Origin of the sequence: Streptomyces sp. WM6378, from assembly GCF_001279695.1 — a bacterium.
GTDB lineage: Bacteria > Actinomycetota > Actinomycetes > Streptomycetales > Streptomycetaceae > Streptomyces.
In genome coordinates this window covers 53028-71892 of record NZ_LGDD01000294.1, presented here as the reverse complement: position 1 = coordinate 71892, position 18865 = coordinate 53028, and the positions used below count along the sequence as shown (strand labels likewise).

Genomic DNA, 18865 nt, shown 5'->3' with positions numbered 1-18865 from the left:
GGTGTGCAGGTCGTGGGGGGTGAGGTGGGGGTTGAGGAGGGTGGCTTTGAGCCAGAGGCGGCCGTCGGCGCGGGCGCGGCCGAGGACGGCGGTGCCGTTGGTGAGCAGGGTGCGGCGGATGTGGGCGACGGCGTCGTCGGTGGCGCCCTGGGGGCGGAAGAGGACGGTGGAGATGGCGGGGTGTGCGTAGAGCTCCAACTGGGAGTGCTCGTCGATGAGTTGGGCCAGTTCGCGGGCGGCTGCGCAGACGCGGTCGACGAGGTGGGCGAGGCCGTCCCGGCCGAGGGCTCGGAGGGTGACGGCGATTTTGAGGACGTCGGGGCGGCGGGTGGTGCGCAGGGAGCGGCCGAGGAGGTCGGGGAGGCCGGCGTCGGTGTCGTCGTCGGGGTTGAGGTAGTCGGCGGTGTGGCCGAGGGGGGTGAGGTGGTGGGGGTCGGCGACGGCGAGGAGGCCGGCGGCGGCGGGTTGCCAGCCGAGTTTGTGCAGGTCGAGGGTGACGGTGTGGGCGTGCTCGATGCCTGCGAGCCGGTGTCGGTGCTGGTCGCTGAACAGGAGGGGTCCGCCGTAGGCGGCGTCCACGTGGAGAAGGGCGTGGTGGGTGGCGCAGAGGTCGGCGATGGCGGGCAGGGGGTCGATGGCGCCGGTGTCGGTGGTGCCGGCGGTGGCGACGACGAGGAGGGGGTGGTGGAGGTGGGTGAGGGCGTCGTCGAGGGCGGCGAGGTCGGTGGTGCCGGTGGGGGCGGGTACGACGACGGGTTCGGGCAGGCCGAGGAGCCAGGCGGCGCGGTGGATGGAGTGGTGGGTGTGGGCGCCGCACACGACTTGGACGGGGCCGTGGTGTTCGCGGGCGAGGAGGAGGGCGAGCTGGTTGGACTCGGTGCCGCCGGTGGTGATGAGTGCGTCGCCGTGGGGCCAGATTTCCTGGCCGAGGGTGCGGGTGACGAGTGCTTCGAGTGCGGAGGCGGCGGGGGCCTGGTCCCAGGAGTCCATGGAGGGGTTGAGGGCCGATGCCGCGAGGTCGGCGGCGGCCGCGAGGGCGAGGGGCGGGGTGTGGAGGTGGGCGGCACAGTTCGGTTCGGCGGGGTCCGCGGCGCCTTCGGCGAGGGTGCGTACGACGGTGTTGAGGGCTCCTTCGGCGCCGGTGCCGTGGGTGGGGAGGATGTCGTGGGCGGCGTCGTGGACGCGGCGGGCGACGGTGTGGGGGCCGCCTCGGGGCAGCGGGCCGCCTCGGGTTTTCGCCCCTTGGGTCAGGGCGTCGAGTACGACGTCGAGGAGGGGGCGCAGGGCCGCGGGCCCTGCGGTGCCTCCGGCGAGGGGCGGGCTGTGCATGGGGTTCCTTCGGGTGTGTGGGCAGCGGCTGCACCAGCGTGGTCCCGTGTCTGCTGGTGCAGCCGCCGTTCACGACGATCTCTACCCGAAAGTGGTATTGCCTTACGGTGGGCGCGAGTTGGGGCGGGCGATTGCTGCTATGGCCCGCTCCCCGGGCTCGCCCCGGTGGTTCAGCCGCGTACGGTCAGGGCGCGGCGCAGGTCGTCGACCTGGTCGGCGAGTTTGCGGCGCAGGGCGGGCAGGAGGTCGGCCTGGTCGAGGCAGGTTTCGCCGAGGTGGACGGCGTCCGCGTCGACGACGGGCATGGGGAAGGCGTAGCGGCCGGCGGCTTCGGCGATGGCGGGGCCTCGGCGGTTGGCGAGGGGGACGGCGTCCTGGTAGTAGCGGGCAACGTACGGCTGGAGGATGTCGGCCTGTTCGGGTTGCCAGAAGCCTTGGGCGGTGGCGGTGAACAGGTAGTTGGACAGGGTGTCGCTCTGGAACATGGCGGTCCAGGCGGCTTCTTTGGCGGCGGGGGTGGGCAGGGCGGCGCGGCAGCGGGCGGCGCCTTCTTCGCCGGTGGCGCTGGGGTCGGCGGTGAGGGCGGCCGCGATTTCCTGCTCGTCGGTGGCGCCGAGGACGGCGAGGCGGGTGAGGATGCGCCAGCGCAGTTCGGGGTCGAGTTCGGGGCCGCCGGGGACGCTGCCTTCGTCGAGCCAGCCGCGGATGGTGTCGGGTTGGGCCGCGGCGTCGATGAAGTGGCGTACGGCGGTGAGGCGCAGGCCGGGGTTGCTGCCGTCCTCGGTGCGGCGCATGAGGGCGCGGGTGAGGTCGGTGAGGAGGGCGAGGGCGGTGGGGCGTTCGCCGGCGGGCAGGTAGCGGTCGGTGATGTGGGCGGCGAAGGTGAGGACGCCCTGGACGACGGCAAGGTCGGCTTCTTCGGCGAGGTGGGCGCGGGCGGTCTCCAGGTAGGCGGCGGGTTCGAGTTCGCCGTCGCGGACCATGTCGCGCAGGGTGTTCCACAGGACGGCGCGGGTGAGTGCGTCGGGTACGCCGGACAGGGAGCGCAGTGCGGTTTCGGCGGACGTTTCGTCGAGGCGGACCTTGGCGTAGGTGAGGTCCTGGTCGTTGAGGACGAGGAGGGCGGGGCGTCGGCCTGGGCGTGCGGTGGCTGATTCGCCTTGGGGTACGTCGATGTCGAAGCGTTCGCGCAGGACGAGGTGGCGGCCGTCGTTCAGGTCGCGGTCGTAGGCGCCGACGGTGAGGCGGTGGGGGCGCTCGCCGTGCTGGGTGACGGTGAGGTGCCAGTTGCCGTCGGCTTCGGTGACGGTGGGGGTGAGGGTGTCGACTCCGGTGGTGCCGAGCCATTGCCGGGCCCAGGCGTGGACGTCGCGGTCGGTGGCGGAGGCGAGGGAGTCGATGAAGTCGGCGAGGGTGGCGTTGGCGAACTTGTGCCGGTTGAAGTGGGTGTTGATGCCGGCGAGGAAGTCCTTCTCGCCGAGCCAGGCGACGAGTTGGCGCAGCGCCGAGGCGCCCTTGGCGTAGGAGATGCCGTCGAAGTTGAGCATCGCGGAGGCGGTGTCGGGGACGGCTTCGGGTGCGGGGGCGACGGGGTGGGTGGTGGGCCGCTGGTCGGCGTCGTAGCCCCAGGCCTTGCGGACGATGCCGAAGTCGACCCAGGTGTCGGTGAAGCGGGTCGCTTCGGTGAGGGTCTGGTAGCCCATGTATTCGGCGAAGGACTCGTTCAGCCAGATGTCGTCCCACCATTGGAGGGTGACGAGGTCGCCGAACCACATGTGGGCCATTTCGTGGGCGACGACCATGGCGCGGGTCTGGCGTTCGGTGTCGGTGACGGCGGAGCGGTAGACGAACTCGTCGCGGAAGGTGACGAGTCCGGGGTTCTCCATGGCGCCCGCGTTGAATTCGGGGACGAAGGCCTGGTCGTAGGAGTCGAAGGGGTAGGGCTCGTCGAACTTCTCGTGGTAGCGGTCGTAGCACTGCCGGGTGATCTCGAAGAGTTCGTCGGCGTCGGCGTCGAGGTGGGGGGCGAGGGAGCGGCGGCAGTGCAGGCCGAAGGGGAGCCCTGCGTGTTCGGTGGTCACCGAGTGCCAGGGGCCGGCGGCGAGGGCGACGAGGTAGGTGGAGATGAGGGGGGTGGTGGCGGCTTTCCACCGGCCGTCGTCCTGCTGTTCGGTGATGCCGTTGGCGAGGACTTTCCAGCCGTCGGGGGCCTTGACGGTGAGGTCGAAGGCGGCTTTGAGGTCGGGCTGGTCGAAGGCGGCGAAGACGCGCTGGACGTCTTCCATGAACAGCTGGGTGTAGGTGTAGGTCTCGCCGTCGGCGGGGTCGGTGAAGCGGTGCAGTCCTTCGCCGGTGTGCGAGTAGTTCATGACGGCGTCGACGTGCAGTTCGTGGGGGCCCGCGGTGAGGTGGGTCAGGGCGAGGCGGTTCCCGGCGAGGGCCTCGGGGTCCAGGGGCTGCCCGTCGAGGGTGACCGAGCGCAGGACGGCGGGCTTGACCTCGACGAAGGTGTCCCCGGCGGTGCGTGCGGTGAAGTGGATGACGGTGCGGGACGTGAAGGTGTCCTCGCCGCCGGTGGTCAGGTCGAGTTCGATGCGGTAGCGCTGTACGTCGAGGAACTGGGCTCGGGTCTGCGCTTCGTCGCGCGTCAGTACGGACATGGGGCCCATGCTGCCCGAAGGGGACGGGTGAGCACAGGGGCGGCGGGGCTCGCGCGGTGCCGGAGCCGGCGTCCGATCCGCGGGGTTCGGGTGCGGGCTCTGGGGTGGTGCGGGTGGCGAGCCGGGCCGCGGCGGTCAGGCGGACTTGGCGATGGTCTCGTGGTGCCTGATGACCTCGGCGATGATGAAGCCCAGGAGCTTCTCGGCGAAGGCCGGGTCGAGTTTGGCGTTCTCGGCGAGGCTGCGCAGCCGGGCGATCTGTTCGGCTTCGCGCGAGGGGTCGGCCGGGGGGAGTTTGTGTTCGGCCTTGAGGTGGCCCACCTGCTGGGTGCATTTGAAGCGCTCGGCCAGCATGTGCACGACAGCCGCGTCGATGTTGTCGATGCTGTCGCGGAGCCGGGACAGCTCTGCCTGCACGGAGGGGTCGATCGTGGTCATGGTCATCGAGCTTACGTGGCGTGGCCCGCGATCGTGGGCGGGTGTTCAGGATCCGGGATCTGCCGGCTCCAGCCGCCGGGTACGGACCGGCTCTGCTGTTCGCGGAAGCGTACGGGTGCGATGCCGACGCGGCGGGTGAACAGGCGGGAGAAGTAGGCGGGGTCGTCGTAGCCGACGCGGCGGGCGACGGCCGCGACCGGCAGTTCTGTCGCGGCGAGGAGTTCTTTGGCGCGGCCGAGGCGGATCCCGAGGAGGTAGTCCTTGGGGCTGCAGCCGGCGGCCCGGCGCACGGCTGTGCGCAGTTCGGCGGGGGTCATGCCGTGCCGGGAGGCGTGTTCGGCCACCGACAGGGGCTGGAAGGCGTCGCGGGCGAGGGCGTCGAGGACGGGGTCGCCGTCGGGGGCGACGTCGGCGCGGGCGCGGCGCAGCGCGACGAGCAGTTCGTGGACGGCGGCCGCGGTCTCGACCTCCAGGAGCGGGTTGCCGCGGCGGGCGGCCCTGGCGATGCGGGCGACGGCGGCCCGGGCGCCCACGGTGTCGCTGAGCGGTACGACGGGCCGGTCGGGTTCGATGTAGCCGAGTTCGGTGTAGGTGGCGGCGGCGGGCCCGGTGAAGTCGACGAAGGATTCGTCCCAGCCGGTGGCGGGGTCGGGCCCGTAGTGGTGGGGCACGCCGGGGGTGAGCCAGATCAGGGCGGGCGCGGTGACGGGGACCCTGCGGCCGTCGGGGCCGCGGAACCAGCCGCCGCCCGCGCCGATGACGACGGCGACGTGGTGGTCGAGGGTGCGGGGCCCGACGGTGGGCAGCGTGCCGTGCTGGAGTCCCACCCCCAGGCAGACCAGGCCGAGCCGGTGGTGGGCCGGACTCGGGGTGAAATACCGCATCCAGGTGTGATACATGCCGGTTTCCGCTTCCTCCCGCTTCCCCCTTGCGTCCAATCAGCGCCGATCTTTGTCCATGGACCCCCGCCGCGCCAGGGGCAAGAGTGGCCCGGCACAGTGATCGAGAGAGATGGGCGGGCCGGCCGGTGGGCGACTTCACCGTGGGGGACGAGGACTTTCTGCTCGACGGGCGGCCGGTGCGGCTCCTGTCGGGTGCGCTGCACTATTTCCGGGTGCACGAGGCGCAGTGGGGGCACCGGCTCGCGATGCTGCGGGCGATGGGTCTGAACTGCGTCGAGACGTACGTGCCGTGGAACCTGCACGAGCCGTTCCTGGGCCGTTACGAGGATGTGGGGGCGCTCGGCCGCTTCCTGGACGCGGCGCACGAGGCCGGCCTGTGGGCGATCGTCCGTCCCGGGCCCTACATCTGTGCCGAGTGGGAGAACGGGGGGCTTCCGCACTGGCTGACGGGCCGGCTCGGACGCCGGGTGCGGACGGACGACGCGGAGTACCTGGTCCATGTGAACCGCTGGTTCCGCAGGCTGCTCCCCCAGGTCGCCGAGCGCCAGCTCGACCGGGGCGGGCCGGTGCTCATGGTGCAGGTGGAGAACGAGTACGGCAGTTACGGCAGCGACCGGGGCTATCTGCGTCACCTCGCCGACCTGCTGCACGAGTGCGGCGTCACCGTGCCGCTGTTCACCTCGGACGGGCCGGAGGACCACATGCTGACCGGCGGCTCACTGCCCGGCGTCCTGGCCACGGCGAACTTCGGCAGCGATGCCCGCGAGGGTTTCGCGGTCCTGCGCCGCCACCAGCCCTCCGGGCCGTTGATGTGCATGGAGTTCTGGTGCGGCTGGTTCGACCACTGGGGCGCGGACCATGTGGTGCGGGACGCGGTGGACGCGGCGGCGACCCTGCGGGAGATCCTGGAGTGCGGGGCGTCGGTCAACATCTACATGGCGCACGGCGGCACCAACTTCGCGGGCTGGTCGGGCGCGAACCGGGCGGGTGACCTGCACGTGGGCGCGCTGGAGCCGACGGCGACGTCGTACGACTACGACGCGCCGATCGACGAGGCGGGCCGGCCGACGGAAAAGTTCTGGCGCTTCCGTGAGGTGCTTGCGGGGTACCAGGACGGCCCGCTGCCCGAACTCCCGCCGGAACCGGTCGAGTTGGCGGGGGTTTTCACGGCTGATGTCGGCGAGTGGGCGCCCCTGTCGGACGTCCTGGACGTGCTGGGCGGGGAGGAGAGCGAGTCCTCGGTCCCGCCGACGTTCGAGGAGCTGGACGTGGACCGGGGTCTCGTCCGCTACCGCCTCGACGTGCCCGGGCCTCGGCAGCCGTATCCGCTCGGCGTGCTCGGGCTGCGCGATGTGGCGACGGTGTACGTCGACGGGGCGCGGGCCGGGGTCCTGGACACCGAGGACGCGACGCTGCCGGACCCGGTCCCGGGGGGCGCGGAGGTCGAGTTGTGGGTGGAGTCGCTCGGCCGGGTCAACTACGGGCCCCGCAGCGGGGAACCGAAGGGGATCACCGGCGGGGTGCTGCATGAGCGGCAGTATCTGCACGGGGTGCGGGCGCGGGGGCTCCGCCTGGACGCGTTCGCCTCGCCGGAGGGGGTGCGGAAGGTGCCCTTCCGTACACCGGCGGCGTCCGGCGCTCCGGGCCTGTACCGGGGCGGCCTCGACCTGCCGCCGGGGACGGCCGCCTCCTACGCCTGGCTTCAACTCCCTTACTGGGGACGGGGGTTCGCATGGGTGAACGGGTTCTGCCTGGGACGGTACTGGGGGGTGGGGCCGCAGCGGGGCCTGTACGTGCCGGGGGCGGTGCTGCGGGCGGGGTCGAACGAGGTGTGGGTGCTTGAGCTGGACAGCGCGGGTGAGGCGGTCATCCTGGGTTCATCCCCCACCCCGCCCCTTCCCTAGACCCTCCGGGGGTGGGACGGCCGAGTCGGGGTGGGCCCACGACGGCGTGTGGGCGGGGCGCCGCGTCACGGGGTAGTCCGGAAGATCGGCCCCACTGGGCGGCCAGGGAGAGAAGCTCTCCTGGTGGCTGTGGGGGTGCGTCTCGGTGCTGTGGTTGTCGCTCATGCGGCCATGCTCCCGCGAATCCCTGATCACTTGCAGGGTGCGCGCGGCTTGGGCGGCGGGGTCGGGCACGCTGCCGGCCGCGGGCCGTGGGTGCCGGCTCGCGCAGCCCGCCGCGCCCTGGCCGGGTGCGGTGCGGCCCCTCGGGCCTGCGCCCCGAACCCCGACGCCCATCAGCCTGCGGACCGTGCGTGGTTGCTCGCGCAGTTCCCCGCGCCCCTGTAGGACACCCAGCACCACCAGTCGCGCCCACGCGGCGGAGCCGCTCATGTCACAGCCCCGCGCCCCTGGCAGCATCGACCCTGGCCAGCACCGGTATTTTTAGCCCGTCATGGGGGTCCCCCCTGGCCCTTGAGGCCTTGGGGGAGATTGAGGACGAGCGCCCTTGAGGCGCGAACGGGGTCTGGGGCGGAGCCCCAGGGGGTCCTTCACTCCCGGCGGGTCTGGGGACGGGGCGGGGCTAGACCTCCCTCGTTTCGAACGTGTCCAGTGCCACCTCCGCCGCCCCGTCGTCCCCCACCTTCCTCAGGCCCACCCAGGCCGCCCCCACCGCCGGCGCGGTGAACTCGTAGGTGAACAGGGCGGGTTCCGGGGCCACGGGAAGCGCGACCCGGGTCAGCTCGCGCGGCGTCGGCTCGTCCACCCCCGTGACCCACGCGTACTGCCCCGCCTTCTCGTTCTCGTACCGGAAGGACACCCGGTACCGGCGCCCCGGCAGGAAGCGGACCGTGTGGTCCACCGTGCGGTAGACCAGCCCCTCGTTCTCGCCCCGCGATTTCAGCGACTGAGTGCCGTCGACCACGTCGTCGATCGCCTTGCCGTTCCAGCCGCGCCGGGTGAACGGGGCGTGGCGTTGGGCGATGTGGGTGCGCGGGTCGGTGGAGCCGCCCGCGTCGCCCTTCACGAAGACGCCCCAGCCGGACGGGACGTTCTCGAAGTCCTCGTGGGCGAGTGTGCCCGGCCGTACCGTCACCTCGGTCCGTACCACTCGTACGTTGTCGAAGCGGATCCGTGCCGGCCCGTCGTCGGCGCGGAGCGTCAGGGTGACCGGGCCGCCGCCTGCCGGGACCGTGAAGGGGACGGACATGCGCTGGAAGCGGGTGTCGTGCTTGCGGTCGGCGGCCACGTAGTTGCCCGCGGTGGAGGCGTCGGTCCAGTTGGTGGCGGTGACGCCGTCGGCGGTGCGGATGTCGAGGGCGGCCCGGCGCCGCTGCCCGGGCTGCTCGCCGACCTCGACCTGGACGGACGCGGAGTACGTGCCGGGCGCGAGGCGGGCCAGGCGCTGGCTGACCGTGGCCGCGCCCCCTGCAGGCAGGACCAGTTCGTAGTCGCCGAGCGGGCTGCGGGCCACCTTCGCCGTGCCGGTCACCTGCCAGCCCTCAAGAGTGCCGGAGTTGAACCCGGGGTCGTGGACGGGGGTGAACTGACCCCAGGCCGGGTCCCCTTGGGCACGCGCCCGTTCCCGGTACACCACGTACGGCTGCCCCGCGACCGCGTCCGGGATCGTGATGCCGCCCGCCCGGACCGGGAGGTCACCGACGTACGCCCGGCCCTGGTCGGTCAGCCGGTACAGGAACGCCCTGCGCAGGCCCGTCCAGCCGCGCGGCAGGCGCCAACTGCTCGTCCCGCCACCGGGGTTGTAGTGGTAGAGCTTGGCGGGGTCGGTGGCGTTGCGGGGTTCCCACGGCAGGAGGTAGGTGCCGGCGTCGTACACGAGGCGGCCGTCGGTGGTGATGCGGCGGGCGCCCGCCGCGTCGGAGACCGAGGTGCGGGTGGAGCCGGCGAAGGTGACCTCGTGGTCGGTCCAGCGCTCGATGGGGTGGGCCTGGAGGTATTTGGCGGGCAGCGACTCCGTCCAGATCAGGTCGTAGAACGTCTTCCAGTCGGTCTTGCCGGTCCAGCCCTCGAAGTTGCCCATGTGGGCGTGGCCGAGCAGGGTGGGCCACTTGTTGGCGAAGACGTCCTTCTGGTGGTGCCGGACGAAGCGGATGAGCTGGGAGTTGATGCCGCGCGAGGTGTCGGGCCCGTAGTCCGTCTCGTTCGCCCAGTGCGACCACAGGGAGGAGCGTTCCAGGCCGTGACCCCATTCGGAGGCGACGAGCCAGCCCTGGTCGCGCAGGGCGCGCTGGAGGCGGTCGGAGGTCCAGCCGGATTCGCGGAACACGTCGAGGTAGATCGCGTCGAGTCCGTGGTCGGTGTCGCGGCGCAGGTCGGCGAAGCGCTTGATGATGTCGCCGGAGACGAGGTCTCGGCGCTGGTCGATGCGGTAGGACTGGTCGAGCCAGTCCCATTGCCGGTTGTTCTTGTCGACCAGGGTCTCGGAGAAGGCGTTGGCGACGGGGTAGGACTCGGTGGCGTTGACGTGGACGGCGAAGTCGCTGTTCCACTTCTTGCCCTCCCGGACCAGGGAGTTGAGGTCGGCGAGGCCGCCCGCGCGCTGGTTGTAGTTGCCCGCGTAGTCGGGGTGGGCGGAGTCGTGGCCCTCCGACTGGTAGCCCTTGAGCAGGGTGTACTGGCGCAGTCCGTCGGTGGCCAGCGAGATCCGTTTGACGTTGTCGAGGGTGGCCAGGAACGGGTTGGTGGCTTGCGATGCGAAGTTGAAGGGGATGTGCGCGACGACGCGGAGGTGCTGGTCGTCGGCGCCGAGCGGGGTGGCCATGATGTCGCGGAACGCGATGGCGGCGTCCTGCCAGTCGACGACGCCGTCGCCGCCCCGGTCGCCGGTGACGACGACGGTGGCGTACGGGAGGGGCTCGGTGGCGCCGGTCGGCGCGGTCGCGGCGCGGTGGGTCCACTGGCCCGGCACCAGCTGGGCCTTGACGTAGCCGTCCTTCTTGAGGGTCTGGCGCCACAGCCGGCCGTTCTCCCAGGTGGCTCCGGGGGTGGCGGCGGGATTGTCGTAGACGGTGTTGGTCTCGATGGCGCCGCCGAGCGCGTGGTGGGCGAGGACCGCGTAGGCGCAGCCGGTGGGGCGCGCGTCCGGGGCGGTGGTGGCGGTGGGTGTGACGAGGGTGTCGCCGCTCTTGGCCTTGTCCAACTGGAGCTGGGCGGCGAGGAGTTGGGCGCCCGGCTGGTCGCTGCGTACGGAGAGCAGGGCGAGGCCGGGGATCTGGAGGGTGCCGACGCGCAGGGCGGCGGTGTCGTCGATGCGGGTGACCCGCCAGTCGACGCGGTGGTCGGTGACCCGGATCTCCACGGCGATCTCGGTGCCGCCGTCGAAGGCGAGCGTGTAGGCGATGCGGTCCCGGCCGGGGTGCGCGGTCACCTGGGGGGTGTGCGGGACGCCGTCGATGAGGACGTCGGTGACGGGGTCCTCCTGGCCGTGCAGCACGGCGCCGGTGGCGCGGTCGGTGTACGTCACGACGCGCGGGAACGCGGTGTCGACGCGGACGTCGAGTGCGGCGGAGCGCAGCACCGTCTCCCCCGCCGGGTGCGCTGCGGCGAGCGCCGTCGAGGGGATGCCCAGGGCGGCTCCGGCGCCTGCCAGGGCGGTGGCCGCGACCACTGTCCTCCGCTTCGGCCCGTGCTGTTCGGCGTTCACGCTCGCTCCTTGTCGTGGCGGCTTCCGGTGCGGGTCACGATGTGCCGCGCGGTGCGGGTGCGCCCATGGACAAAGGAGTGGGAAGTGTTGGACTAACGGGTTCCGGTGGCGGGTGGGAGTGGGGCCCGCACGGCCCGGTTGGCGCTTACCGGCCGCAGCGGTGGCGGGCCGGCGACCGTACTCAATGGCAGAAAGGATCTGCCCCTGGTCTATGCCAATGGATGAATCGCCTGTTGCCCGTGGCGCCCGCCCGCGAATTGCGGAAAGCGTGCTGTCCGAAAAGGGTGCCGGTCGGCAGGGGGCCTCTTGTTTCTTTTCGGACAGACTCTCCGGAATGGTTCGGCTACCGAATGTGAGCCCCTACTGTTGTTCCTGCGAAGCGCTGGCCATGATCGAAAGCAAGCGCGCGGCGGGCCGTCGCGTGCTTGGCCGAATAGGGGCTCGGCACCATGGTCGTGGAGTTCTTCGCCTTCGGGGAGCAAGAGGGGGCGGAACGCCGATGGTGCGGGTGAAACGGAACGGTATGGATGCGGGCGTCGCACGGTGCGCCGGACTGTGGCGCGGAGTTCAGGACCGCCGTACTGACAGGTATCACAGAACGGGGACATCGGGCCGGGCCGGCCTCTTCACCACGCGTCTCTTCGCTACGCGTCTCTTCACTACGAGCCCGCTCACGACGAACAGATGCCGGCGGGGCCACATTCCACGGAACCCGGACGAGGGCGGCCCCGGCCGGCGAGCATGACGAGTGAGTGAACTTCCGGCCCCGTAAGCGTTCATGAGAAATTCGCCGGGATGTCGGCGGCCATTTCGTTGACACGTGCTGGCCCGTGCGGGAGCGGCCCGGATGAATTCCTTCCCGCGGTTTTGCCGATCTTTTCTTCCCTCCCTGCGTGCCATGGCGGACGCGGGCCCGCGTCACCCCTGCGGGCCGTTCCGTGCCCAGGGCCACCATCGCGCCTCGACCAGGTGTGCCGGGCCCTTTCCCCGGACCTTTCCCGATTGCCTCGGCAGCCTCTGGACACCGCCATGCCCGGACGCGCCACATTCTTCAGAGGAGATCCCGTTGACGGAATACCGGTCGGAGAACCCTTTCGGTGTGCGGCACGACGGCACGGAGCCGTTCTCCGCCCAGGCGGGGACCGCTGCCTCGCCGCCTCAAGCGACAGGAACGCTCGAAAGTGGATTATTATTGGAGGCGTTCGACGCCCAGCTCTTCCGTGAACAGTCCGAGACGGTCGTCGCCAAGCTGGAGAAACACCTGGCCGACCTCTCGATCAGGGGGCTCGACCTGACCGATCCCGCGATCCTCATCGACGCGGCCAGGGCCCTGATGACCACGGAGAGCGAACAGATCGCGGCGTTCGACGAGAACAAGCTGGCCGCGATCGTCGACCTGTACATCAAGACCGGGATCCAGGTGCATTCGCCCGGATACATGGGGCGCCAGTTCTCGGGTGTCGTGCCGCTGTCCGGGGTCATCGACTTCGTGAGCTCGGTCGTCAACCAGCCTTCCTCGTTCTACGAGGCCGCCCAACTCCCCAACGTGGCCGAGCGGATCATGGCCGAGGAGCTGAACGCCTTCATCGGCTGGGACCCGGACAGCTTCGCGATGGTGACCACCTCCGGGGGCTCGCTCGCCAACCTCACCGCGCTGCTCTCGGCCCGCAACAAGGCCTTCCCCGGGTACTGGTCGCAGGGCGGGGCGGGTCTGATGGGGCAGCTCAGGCCCGCCATCGCGGTCGGCGACGACGTCCACTACAGCGTGGCGCGGGCGGCCGGGGTGATGGGCATCGGCGACGCCCAGATCGTGCGGCTCCCGCTGAACGAGCGGCACCAGATCTGTGTGGAGCGGGCCCGCCCGGTCCTGGACGCGGCCGAGCGGCGCGGCCTGAAGGTGTTCTGCCTGGTCGCCTCGGCGGGCACCACGCCGGTCGGCGCCTTCGACCCGCTGGACGAACTCGCGGGTCTGGCCCGCGAGCGGGACCTGTGGCTGCACGTCGACGGCGCGCACGGCGCGAGCCTGCTGGTGTCGGACGAACTGCGGCACAAACTGCGGGGCGTCGAGCAGGTGGATTCCCTGACGTGGGACGCGCACAAAATGATGTTCACGCCCGCGCCCTGCACGCTGCTGTTCTACCGGAACAGGGAGAACAGCCTCGGCGCGTTCCGCCAGCAGGCGAGCTACGTGTTCGACGAGGAGCCGGACATCTATACCGCGCTCGACAGCGGCGAGAAGAACTTCGAATGCACCAAGCGCCCGATGATCATGCCGCTCTGGACGTTGTGGGCCATCCACGGAAGGGCCCTGTTCGCCCAGAAGATCGAGTACCTGTGCCGCCTGACGGGAGACGTCCACCGCATACTCGAAGGCGAGCCGGACTTCGAGACCCTGCACCGTCCCGAAGCCAACATCCTGTGCTTCCGCTATCGCCCAGCGGGGCTCCACGAGGCAGATGTGCACGACTTCCAGGTGGAGATCAGGAATCGGATCAAATTCGAGGGCAACTTCTTCATCTCCAAGGTGAACGTGGGTGAAGTCGCCGCCCTGCGCGTGGTCATGATGAACCATCAGGTCACCTCCGAGCACTTCCGCATGCTGCTCGGCGAAATCCGGCGGGTCGGCCAGGACCTGCTCCGCCAGGCACAGCGAAGCCGGTGAGGACCACCAACGAAAAGGGGTCGTCCATGAGTTCAGTGCACGAGCCGCAGGCCCGGGTGGCACCCGGGGACGCCGGAGAGCTGGCGGGCTGGCTCATCCCGGACTGGGAGCTGAAACCGGATTCCGTGGCGGCCGTGCCGCATCTCGCCTCGTTCGCGAGCAAGATCCGCGAATGTGAACGGGTCTGCCAGAGCCCGTACAGCGAGATGGCGCACGACGTCCAGGACGCGTTGACGCTGCGCCGGCTTCAGCAAATGGTCAACACGACGCTGCTGAATCCGCTGTGGCGGGACCGGCTCACCGAAGCCGGGGTCACCGGCGCTCCGGCGACGTTCGAGGAATGGCAGCGCGTTCCGCTGTCCGACAAGGACACCCAGCGCGACTTCTTCATGGGCGACCGGCCCGGCATGGTCGTCCCGCTCGGCCACGGCGGATTCGAAATAGTGGCGAGCGGCGGCACCAGCGGCGGGCGCCCGCTCGAAATCGTGTATTCCCTGCGCGAGTTGCGGGACACGTACGAGATCGCCGGCCACTTCATGGGCACCTATCAGCTCGGTGAATACCTGCGGGGCGCCGACCCCAAGTGGCTGTACACCACGCTGGCCGACTACCAGATGTGGAGCAGCGGCACCATGGTGGGCGGTGTCCTGCAGAACGTGCCGGGCGTCAACTACATCGGGGCGGGTCCGGTCACCGCCGGGGTCCTTGAGCACATGTTCTCCTACCCGGGGCCCAAGGCCCTGATGGGCATCACCGCGGGCATCGCGATCCTCAGCGAGTTGGGCGCGGGCATGAGCCGCGAGGCCCGGGACAGCTTCCGGGTCGCCCTGTACGGCAGCGGGGTGCTGGCCCAACGCAAGCGGGCCGAGCTCCAGGCGGTCTACCCGAACCTGGTGATCCTCAGCTACTTCGCGGCGACCCAGGCCGAGACCATCGGGCTCCAACTGCGTGCCGAATCACCGTACTTGGCGTCCGTTCCGGGCCTGCACCTGGTCGAGATCGTGGACGAGCGGGGGCGCTGGGTCGGCGAGGGCGAGGAGGGCGAGCTGGTCGTCACGCGCCTTCACGCCCACGAGGCGCCGCTGCTCCGCCTCAAGCTGGGCGACCGGATGATCCGGCGGCCCCGCCTGGACGGGCCCGGCCTGAAGACCCAGCAGTTCGAGTTCGCCGGGCGCACCGGTGACGTCCTGCACCTGGCCGACAGCCAGTACTCGGCGGCCCGCGCCTACGACGCGCTGCGCGAGGAGCTGCGGACGGCGACCGCGGTGGACCTGGACGAGGTGGCGCACGAGGTGCAGTTCGTCAACCACCGCGAGGGGCGGACGATCACGCTGGTCGCCTCGGTGGACGACGTACCGGGCCTGACCTACCGGATGGACACCACGCTCGGCCCGTACGGGCTGCAGAGCGTGTTCGTCAACGCGGTGCCGCGCGCGCTTTCGCTGTTCAACCAGGGCGAGGCGAACCCGCTGTCGGTCGAGAAGACCGGCTACCGGTTCCAGCTCAAGTTCGTCCCCCACGCGTCGCCGGAGATCGAGCGGACGGCCGTGGGCAAGGTGCCGCTGGTGCGGGACCGGGGTTGACGACACGCACGCGCATCGGCAGGACACGAGAACAGGAGTGAGGATGAACCCGAAGGTCAACATCGTCGTGGTCGTGGACGTCATCGGGGCGCTCTCGGACGGCACCCTGCGCAACGGGAACCTCTGCATGATCGACGACGGTTCGTTGCAGAGCACCGGCCAGGGAACCCCCGAGCTGGTCACGGTCGTCAAGCCCGGCCAGGTCGTCACCTGGTCCGCGCTGGCCGTCGACCTCCAGACCCCGGTCGAGATCAAGAGCATCACCTTCCTCGGCCCGGACGCCGACGGCGGGCACGAAGACGGGCAGGCACCCCCCGCCGCGCAGGCCCCCCAGCGCCAGGCCCCCGTACAGCGCGGCCACGACGGGCACACCGAGGAGCGGCACAACCCCGAGCTGGATGTGTGGAGCGGCGTGGTGCCCTACCTGGCGCCGGGCGTGGCCCACCAGTACCGGCTCGAAGTGCAGATGTACGAGGGCGAGTTCAGCACGCTGCACATCGAGTCGCCCGCGCTGATGTGTCTGTAGCCGGCAGCCGACGAGCAAACCCCCCAACGGGAAACGAGAGACGAGGAAGGTGGGCTCATGCCCCAGCAGCTAGCGGTCATCGTGCTCGTGGACGTCGGCAACGCGCTGGAGTCCCAGACCCTGGACGGCAATACGTACCTGTTCGACAACATGAAGTTGCAGGGCTCGGAGAACCAGGGCACCGGCGACCTGGTGACCGCGATCAACGGCTCGTACTGGAGCGACGGTTCGCAGGCGAGCGAGCAGGTCCTCAACTGGCTTCCCTACAGCCTGGGTTCGATCCCGCCGACGGTGCCGCGCGGCTACGAGGCCGAGCGGGCACGGGCGACCGACGAGCAGGCGCTGGCCGAGCTGGACGACCTGGCGGTGAAGTCGAGTGCGGCCGGGGTGGACGCGGCGGCCGAGCTGATCCGGATCCGGCAGACCGCGGGCCGGCGGGTGAAGACGACGCGGCGCACCCGGGGCCGCCTTTCGGGCCAGAAGGTCCTGGACGTCACGGGCAAGGTGGTCTCCAACGGCTCTACGGGGGCGCACAGTTACCCCGCGCCGGTGATCACCGACATCTACGGCCAGGCCGTCGACGAGAAGGTCATCTATCCCGCCGAGTACGGCTCGCCCGACCTGGTGACCGACGGCTGGTACTGGTCGGCGACGGTCGACACGTCCCGGCCGGGAACCTACGCGTACACGATGCGGATCCAGTTGCACCGGCTCGTGCAGCAGGGCGGCGAGTCGCTGTGGGAGCCGGTGAACCTGACGTGCGAGTCGCGGATCAGGGTCGTCACCGAGCCCAAGCGGAACGCCTTCACCAAGGCGGGGCTCGGTCTGCTGCCCATCCCGCCGCGCCCGTTCTCGTAGCGGCGCCTGCTCGTAGGACCCCTGACCCAGCCAGAACGAGGAGGAGCAGATGACCACGAAACCGAGGCTGCGGGAGACCGGGACCGGCGCCAAGCGGCCGATCTCGATCACCGCGGTGGTGGACTGCGTGGGGGCGCTCGCCTCCCACAGCGTGCACGGCCACCTGTATCTGTACGACACCAACAAGGCGGGCGGCTCGACCGGGTTCGGCACCGAGGAGCTGCGGACGAAGGTCAAGCGCGGCGACCAGCTGCTGTGGAACGTGCTCGCGCTGGAGTGCGAGGCGTTCGTCAGCATCGACGACATCGTGATCGACCGGGACGTGATCGAGCCGGAGCGGAAGATCTATCCGGGTACCGATGTCGCGTACTGGATCGGGACGGTGAAGAAGGACGACGTCCAGTCCGTGCCGTACCAGATCAGGTTCAGGGTGGGCACGAGGACCGATCCCATCACGACCACTCTGCCGCCGGCCCTGTTCGGCTGACCGGCGTGCCCGAAGGAGGAGCGTTGAGTACGAGTACGCGCACCAGCGAGGTGGAGAAGCAGAACCCGGGTCAGCTGAACTCCGTGCAGCTCAATGTCGTGACGCTCGTGAACATGGGGCGGGCGGCGGCGACGGGTTCGCTGAAGGACTCCATGTACATGATGGACAACAGCGTGGGCGGCACCGGGCAGGGCACCCACCGCCTTGAGACGGTCTGCAAGCAGGGCCAGGTCCTGAACTGGATCATCCGGCCCGTCGACATGGAGAAGCGCCCCGACGGCACCTGGCCGCCGATGCCGAAGATCAGCAGCCTGGTCTTCCTCGACACCGAGCGGGGTGACGAGGAGGACGTCATCGAGCGGAAGATCTGTACGGAGCTGAAGATCTACGGGATGCCGGACCGGATGCGCGACCCGTTCACGCCGGTCTACTACTACTGGGCGGGCACGATCCTGAGCACCACGCGGCCGGGCGTGTACCGCTATCGCCTGGTGGTGGAGCTGGAGCAGGACGGCAAGAAGGAGAAGCTGTACCTGAACACCGTGGAGCACCCCTCGATCCGGGTCCTCGCGGTCTGACCAGCGGGCCCTGAGCCGCCCCGGCCGCCTCCGCATCGGTGGCCGGGGCCGGGGCGCGTCCGGCGGCCGGGATCCGGCGGGCGCGCCCTACTCCTCTTCGAGGGGCAGGACCGCGGTGACCTGCCAGCCGCCTTCGGGGGTGGGGCCCGCGGCGAGGTCGCCGCCCATCGCGGTGACCCGTTCGGTCAGGCCCGCAAGTCCGAAGCCGCCGCCGCGGGCCTGTTCGGCGAGGGTGGCCGCGCTGGCCCCGTCGTCGCTGACGCGCACTTCGAGGCGGCCGCCGGTGGTGCGGATGCCGATGCGTACGGCCGTGGCGTCCGCCGCGTGTTTGCGTACGTTGGTCAGGGATTCGCGCACCACCCGGTGGGCGAGGGCGGCGGCGTCGCCGGGCAGGTGTTCCTCCAGGCCGGTCTCGATGTACAGGACGGCCGGGGGTCCGGCGCGGGAGAAGCGGGCGGCGAGCTCGCGGACCTGGGCGAGGCCGGCCACCGGCTCGGTCTCCGCGTCGCCCTCGCGCAGCACCCGCACCAGGCGCCGCATCGCGCCGAGCGCCTCGCCGCCCGCCTCCTCGATGCGGGCGAAGGACTCGGCGGCGCGTTCACCGGAGACGGCGGTGAAGCGGGCGGCCTGGGCCTGGACGACGATGCCGGTGACGTGGTGGGCGACCAAGTCGTGCAGTTCGCGGGCGAGTTCGATGCGCTCGGCGGTGCGTACCGCCTCCAGGTCGCGGACGCGCTGGCCCGACTGGGCGCGCAGGAGCAGCGAGTAGGCGCTGACGACGACGGCGAGGACGGTGAACAGGAGGGTGAACCGGCCGGGTTGTGCGTCGCGTACCGGCGCCGCCACGCAGCCGAGGCCGAGCACCGGGCCGAGGACGGCGGCGGTGCGGGCGGGGGCGTACAGGAGCACCGAGGAGAGCAGTACCAGGAGGGCGATGGCCTCGCCCATGCCCCAGACGATCTCGGGGCGGCCGGTGAAGAGCAGGGCGGTCGCGGTCCAGCTGACGACGGCCGCGGTCCAGGCGCGCGGGACGAGCGGGATCCTCGTCCAGGGCACCGCGCAGACGCACACCACGATCCCGGCGCTCCACACGATGGCGTGCGGCCGGGTGGGCTGGCGGGCAAGTGCCACGCCTTCGTAGGTGACGAGGGCGACGAGGACGGCGGCGAGCAGGGGCCGGGCGGTGGCCGCGACGCGCGGATGGTGGCCGAGCCAGCGGCGTACGGGGCTCACGG

General features: G+C 70.8%; 13 protein-coding genes. 7 read left to right on the top strand and 6 right to left on the bottom strand.

Going from position 1 to position 18865, the window contains the following annotated elements; all coding sequences use genetic code 11:
- The 4 genes from ADK54_RS24580 to ADK54_RS24565 all read right to left on the bottom strand — a co-directional run.
- Positions 1 to 1329: pyridoxal phosphate-dependent decarboxylase family protein (locus ADK54_RS24580; RefSeq protein ID WP_053727878.1), on the bottom strand; the 1329-nt coding region annotated here is incomplete at its 3' end.
- 170 nt (positions 1330 to 1499) lie between these two features.
- Entirely contained in the window at positions 1500 to 3989 is a 2490-nt protein-coding gene (pepN, locus tag ADK54_RS24575; protein WP_053727877.1) for an aminopeptidase N, read from the bottom strand.
- A 135-nt stretch (positions 3990 to 4124) separates the two neighbouring features.
- A complete protein-coding gene (locus tag ADK54_RS24570) occupies positions 4125 to 4433 on the bottom strand; it encodes a chorismate mutase (protein ID WP_053727876.1) in 309 nt (102 codons plus the stop codon).
- A gap of 5 nt (positions 4434 to 4438) precedes the next feature.
- Positions 4439 to 5326, bottom strand: coding sequence for a helix-turn-helix domain-containing protein (locus ADK54_RS24565; protein ID WP_053727875.1), 888 nt, complete (start codon positions 5324 to 5326; stop codon positions 4439 to 4441).
- Between the two features lie 128 nt (positions 5327 to 5454).
- Between ADK54_RS24565 and ADK54_RS24560 the strand changes: the two genes are divergently transcribed.
- Entirely contained in the window at positions 5455 to 7233 is a 1779-nt protein-coding gene (locus tag ADK54_RS24560) for a glycoside hydrolase family 35 protein (RefSeq protein WP_053727874.1), read from the top strand.
- Between the two features lie 622 nt (positions 7234 to 7855).
- On the opposite strand, the gene ADK54_RS24555 is transcribed toward ADK54_RS24560, so the two are convergent.
- The gene (locus tag ADK54_RS24555) at positions 7856 to 10936 is read right to left on the bottom strand and encodes an endo-alpha-N-acetylgalactosaminidase family protein (RefSeq protein ID WP_053727873.1); all 3081 of its coding nucleotides are present in this window, start codon (positions 10934 to 10936) and stop codon (positions 7856 to 7858) included.
- 1066 nt (positions 10937 to 12002) lie between these two features.
- On the opposite strand from ADK54_RS24555, the gene ADK54_RS24550 reads away from it, so the two are divergent.
- From ADK54_RS24550 to ADK54_RS24525, 6 genes are read left to right on the top strand one after another with little or no spacing between them, the layout of a single operon-like run.
- A complete protein-coding gene (locus tag ADK54_RS24550) occupies positions 12003 to 13598 on the top strand; it encodes a pyridoxal phosphate-dependent decarboxylase family protein (protein ID WP_159047885.1) in 1596 nt (531 codons plus the stop codon).
- A 26-nt stretch (positions 13599 to 13624) separates the two neighbouring features.
- Positions 13625 to 15181, top strand: a complete 1557-nt coding sequence (locus ADK54_RS24545; RefSeq protein ID WP_159047884.1) for a hypothetical protein — start codon at positions 13625 to 13627, stop codon at positions 15179 to 15181.
- A gap of 43 nt (positions 15182 to 15224) precedes the next feature.
- Complete coding sequence (locus ADK54_RS24540; protein ID WP_053727870.1) at positions 15225 to 15707, top strand: hypothetical protein; 483 nt, start codon at positions 15225 to 15227, stop codon at positions 15705 to 15707.
- Positions 15708 to 15764: 57 nt separating this feature from the next.
- Positions 15765 to 16565: a hypothetical protein gene (locus ADK54_RS24535; protein ID WP_053727869.1), complete on the top strand. Its 801-nt coding sequence runs from the start codon at positions 15765 to 15767 to the stop codon at positions 16563 to 16565.
- Between the two features lie 49 nt (positions 16566 to 16614).
- Positions 16615 to 17052 (top strand): hypothetical protein, encoded by a 438-nt coding sequence (locus tag ADK54_RS24530; RefSeq protein WP_053727868.1) that lies wholly within the window; start codon positions 16615 to 16617, stop codon positions 17050 to 17052.
- Between the two features lie 23 nt (positions 17053 to 17075).
- Positions 17076 to 17630 (top strand): hypothetical protein, encoded by a 555-nt coding sequence (locus ADK54_RS24525; RefSeq protein WP_159047883.1) that lies wholly within the window; start codon positions 17076 to 17078, stop codon positions 17628 to 17630.
- A gap of 87 nt (positions 17631 to 17717) precedes the next feature.
- On the opposite strand, the gene ADK54_RS24520 is transcribed toward ADK54_RS24525, so the two are convergent.
- Positions 17718 to 18863, bottom strand: coding sequence for a sensor histidine kinase (locus ADK54_RS24520; RefSeq protein WP_053727866.1), 1146 nt, complete (start codon positions 18861 to 18863; stop codon positions 17718 to 17720).
- Between the last annotated feature and the right edge of the window lie 2 nt (positions 18864 to 18865).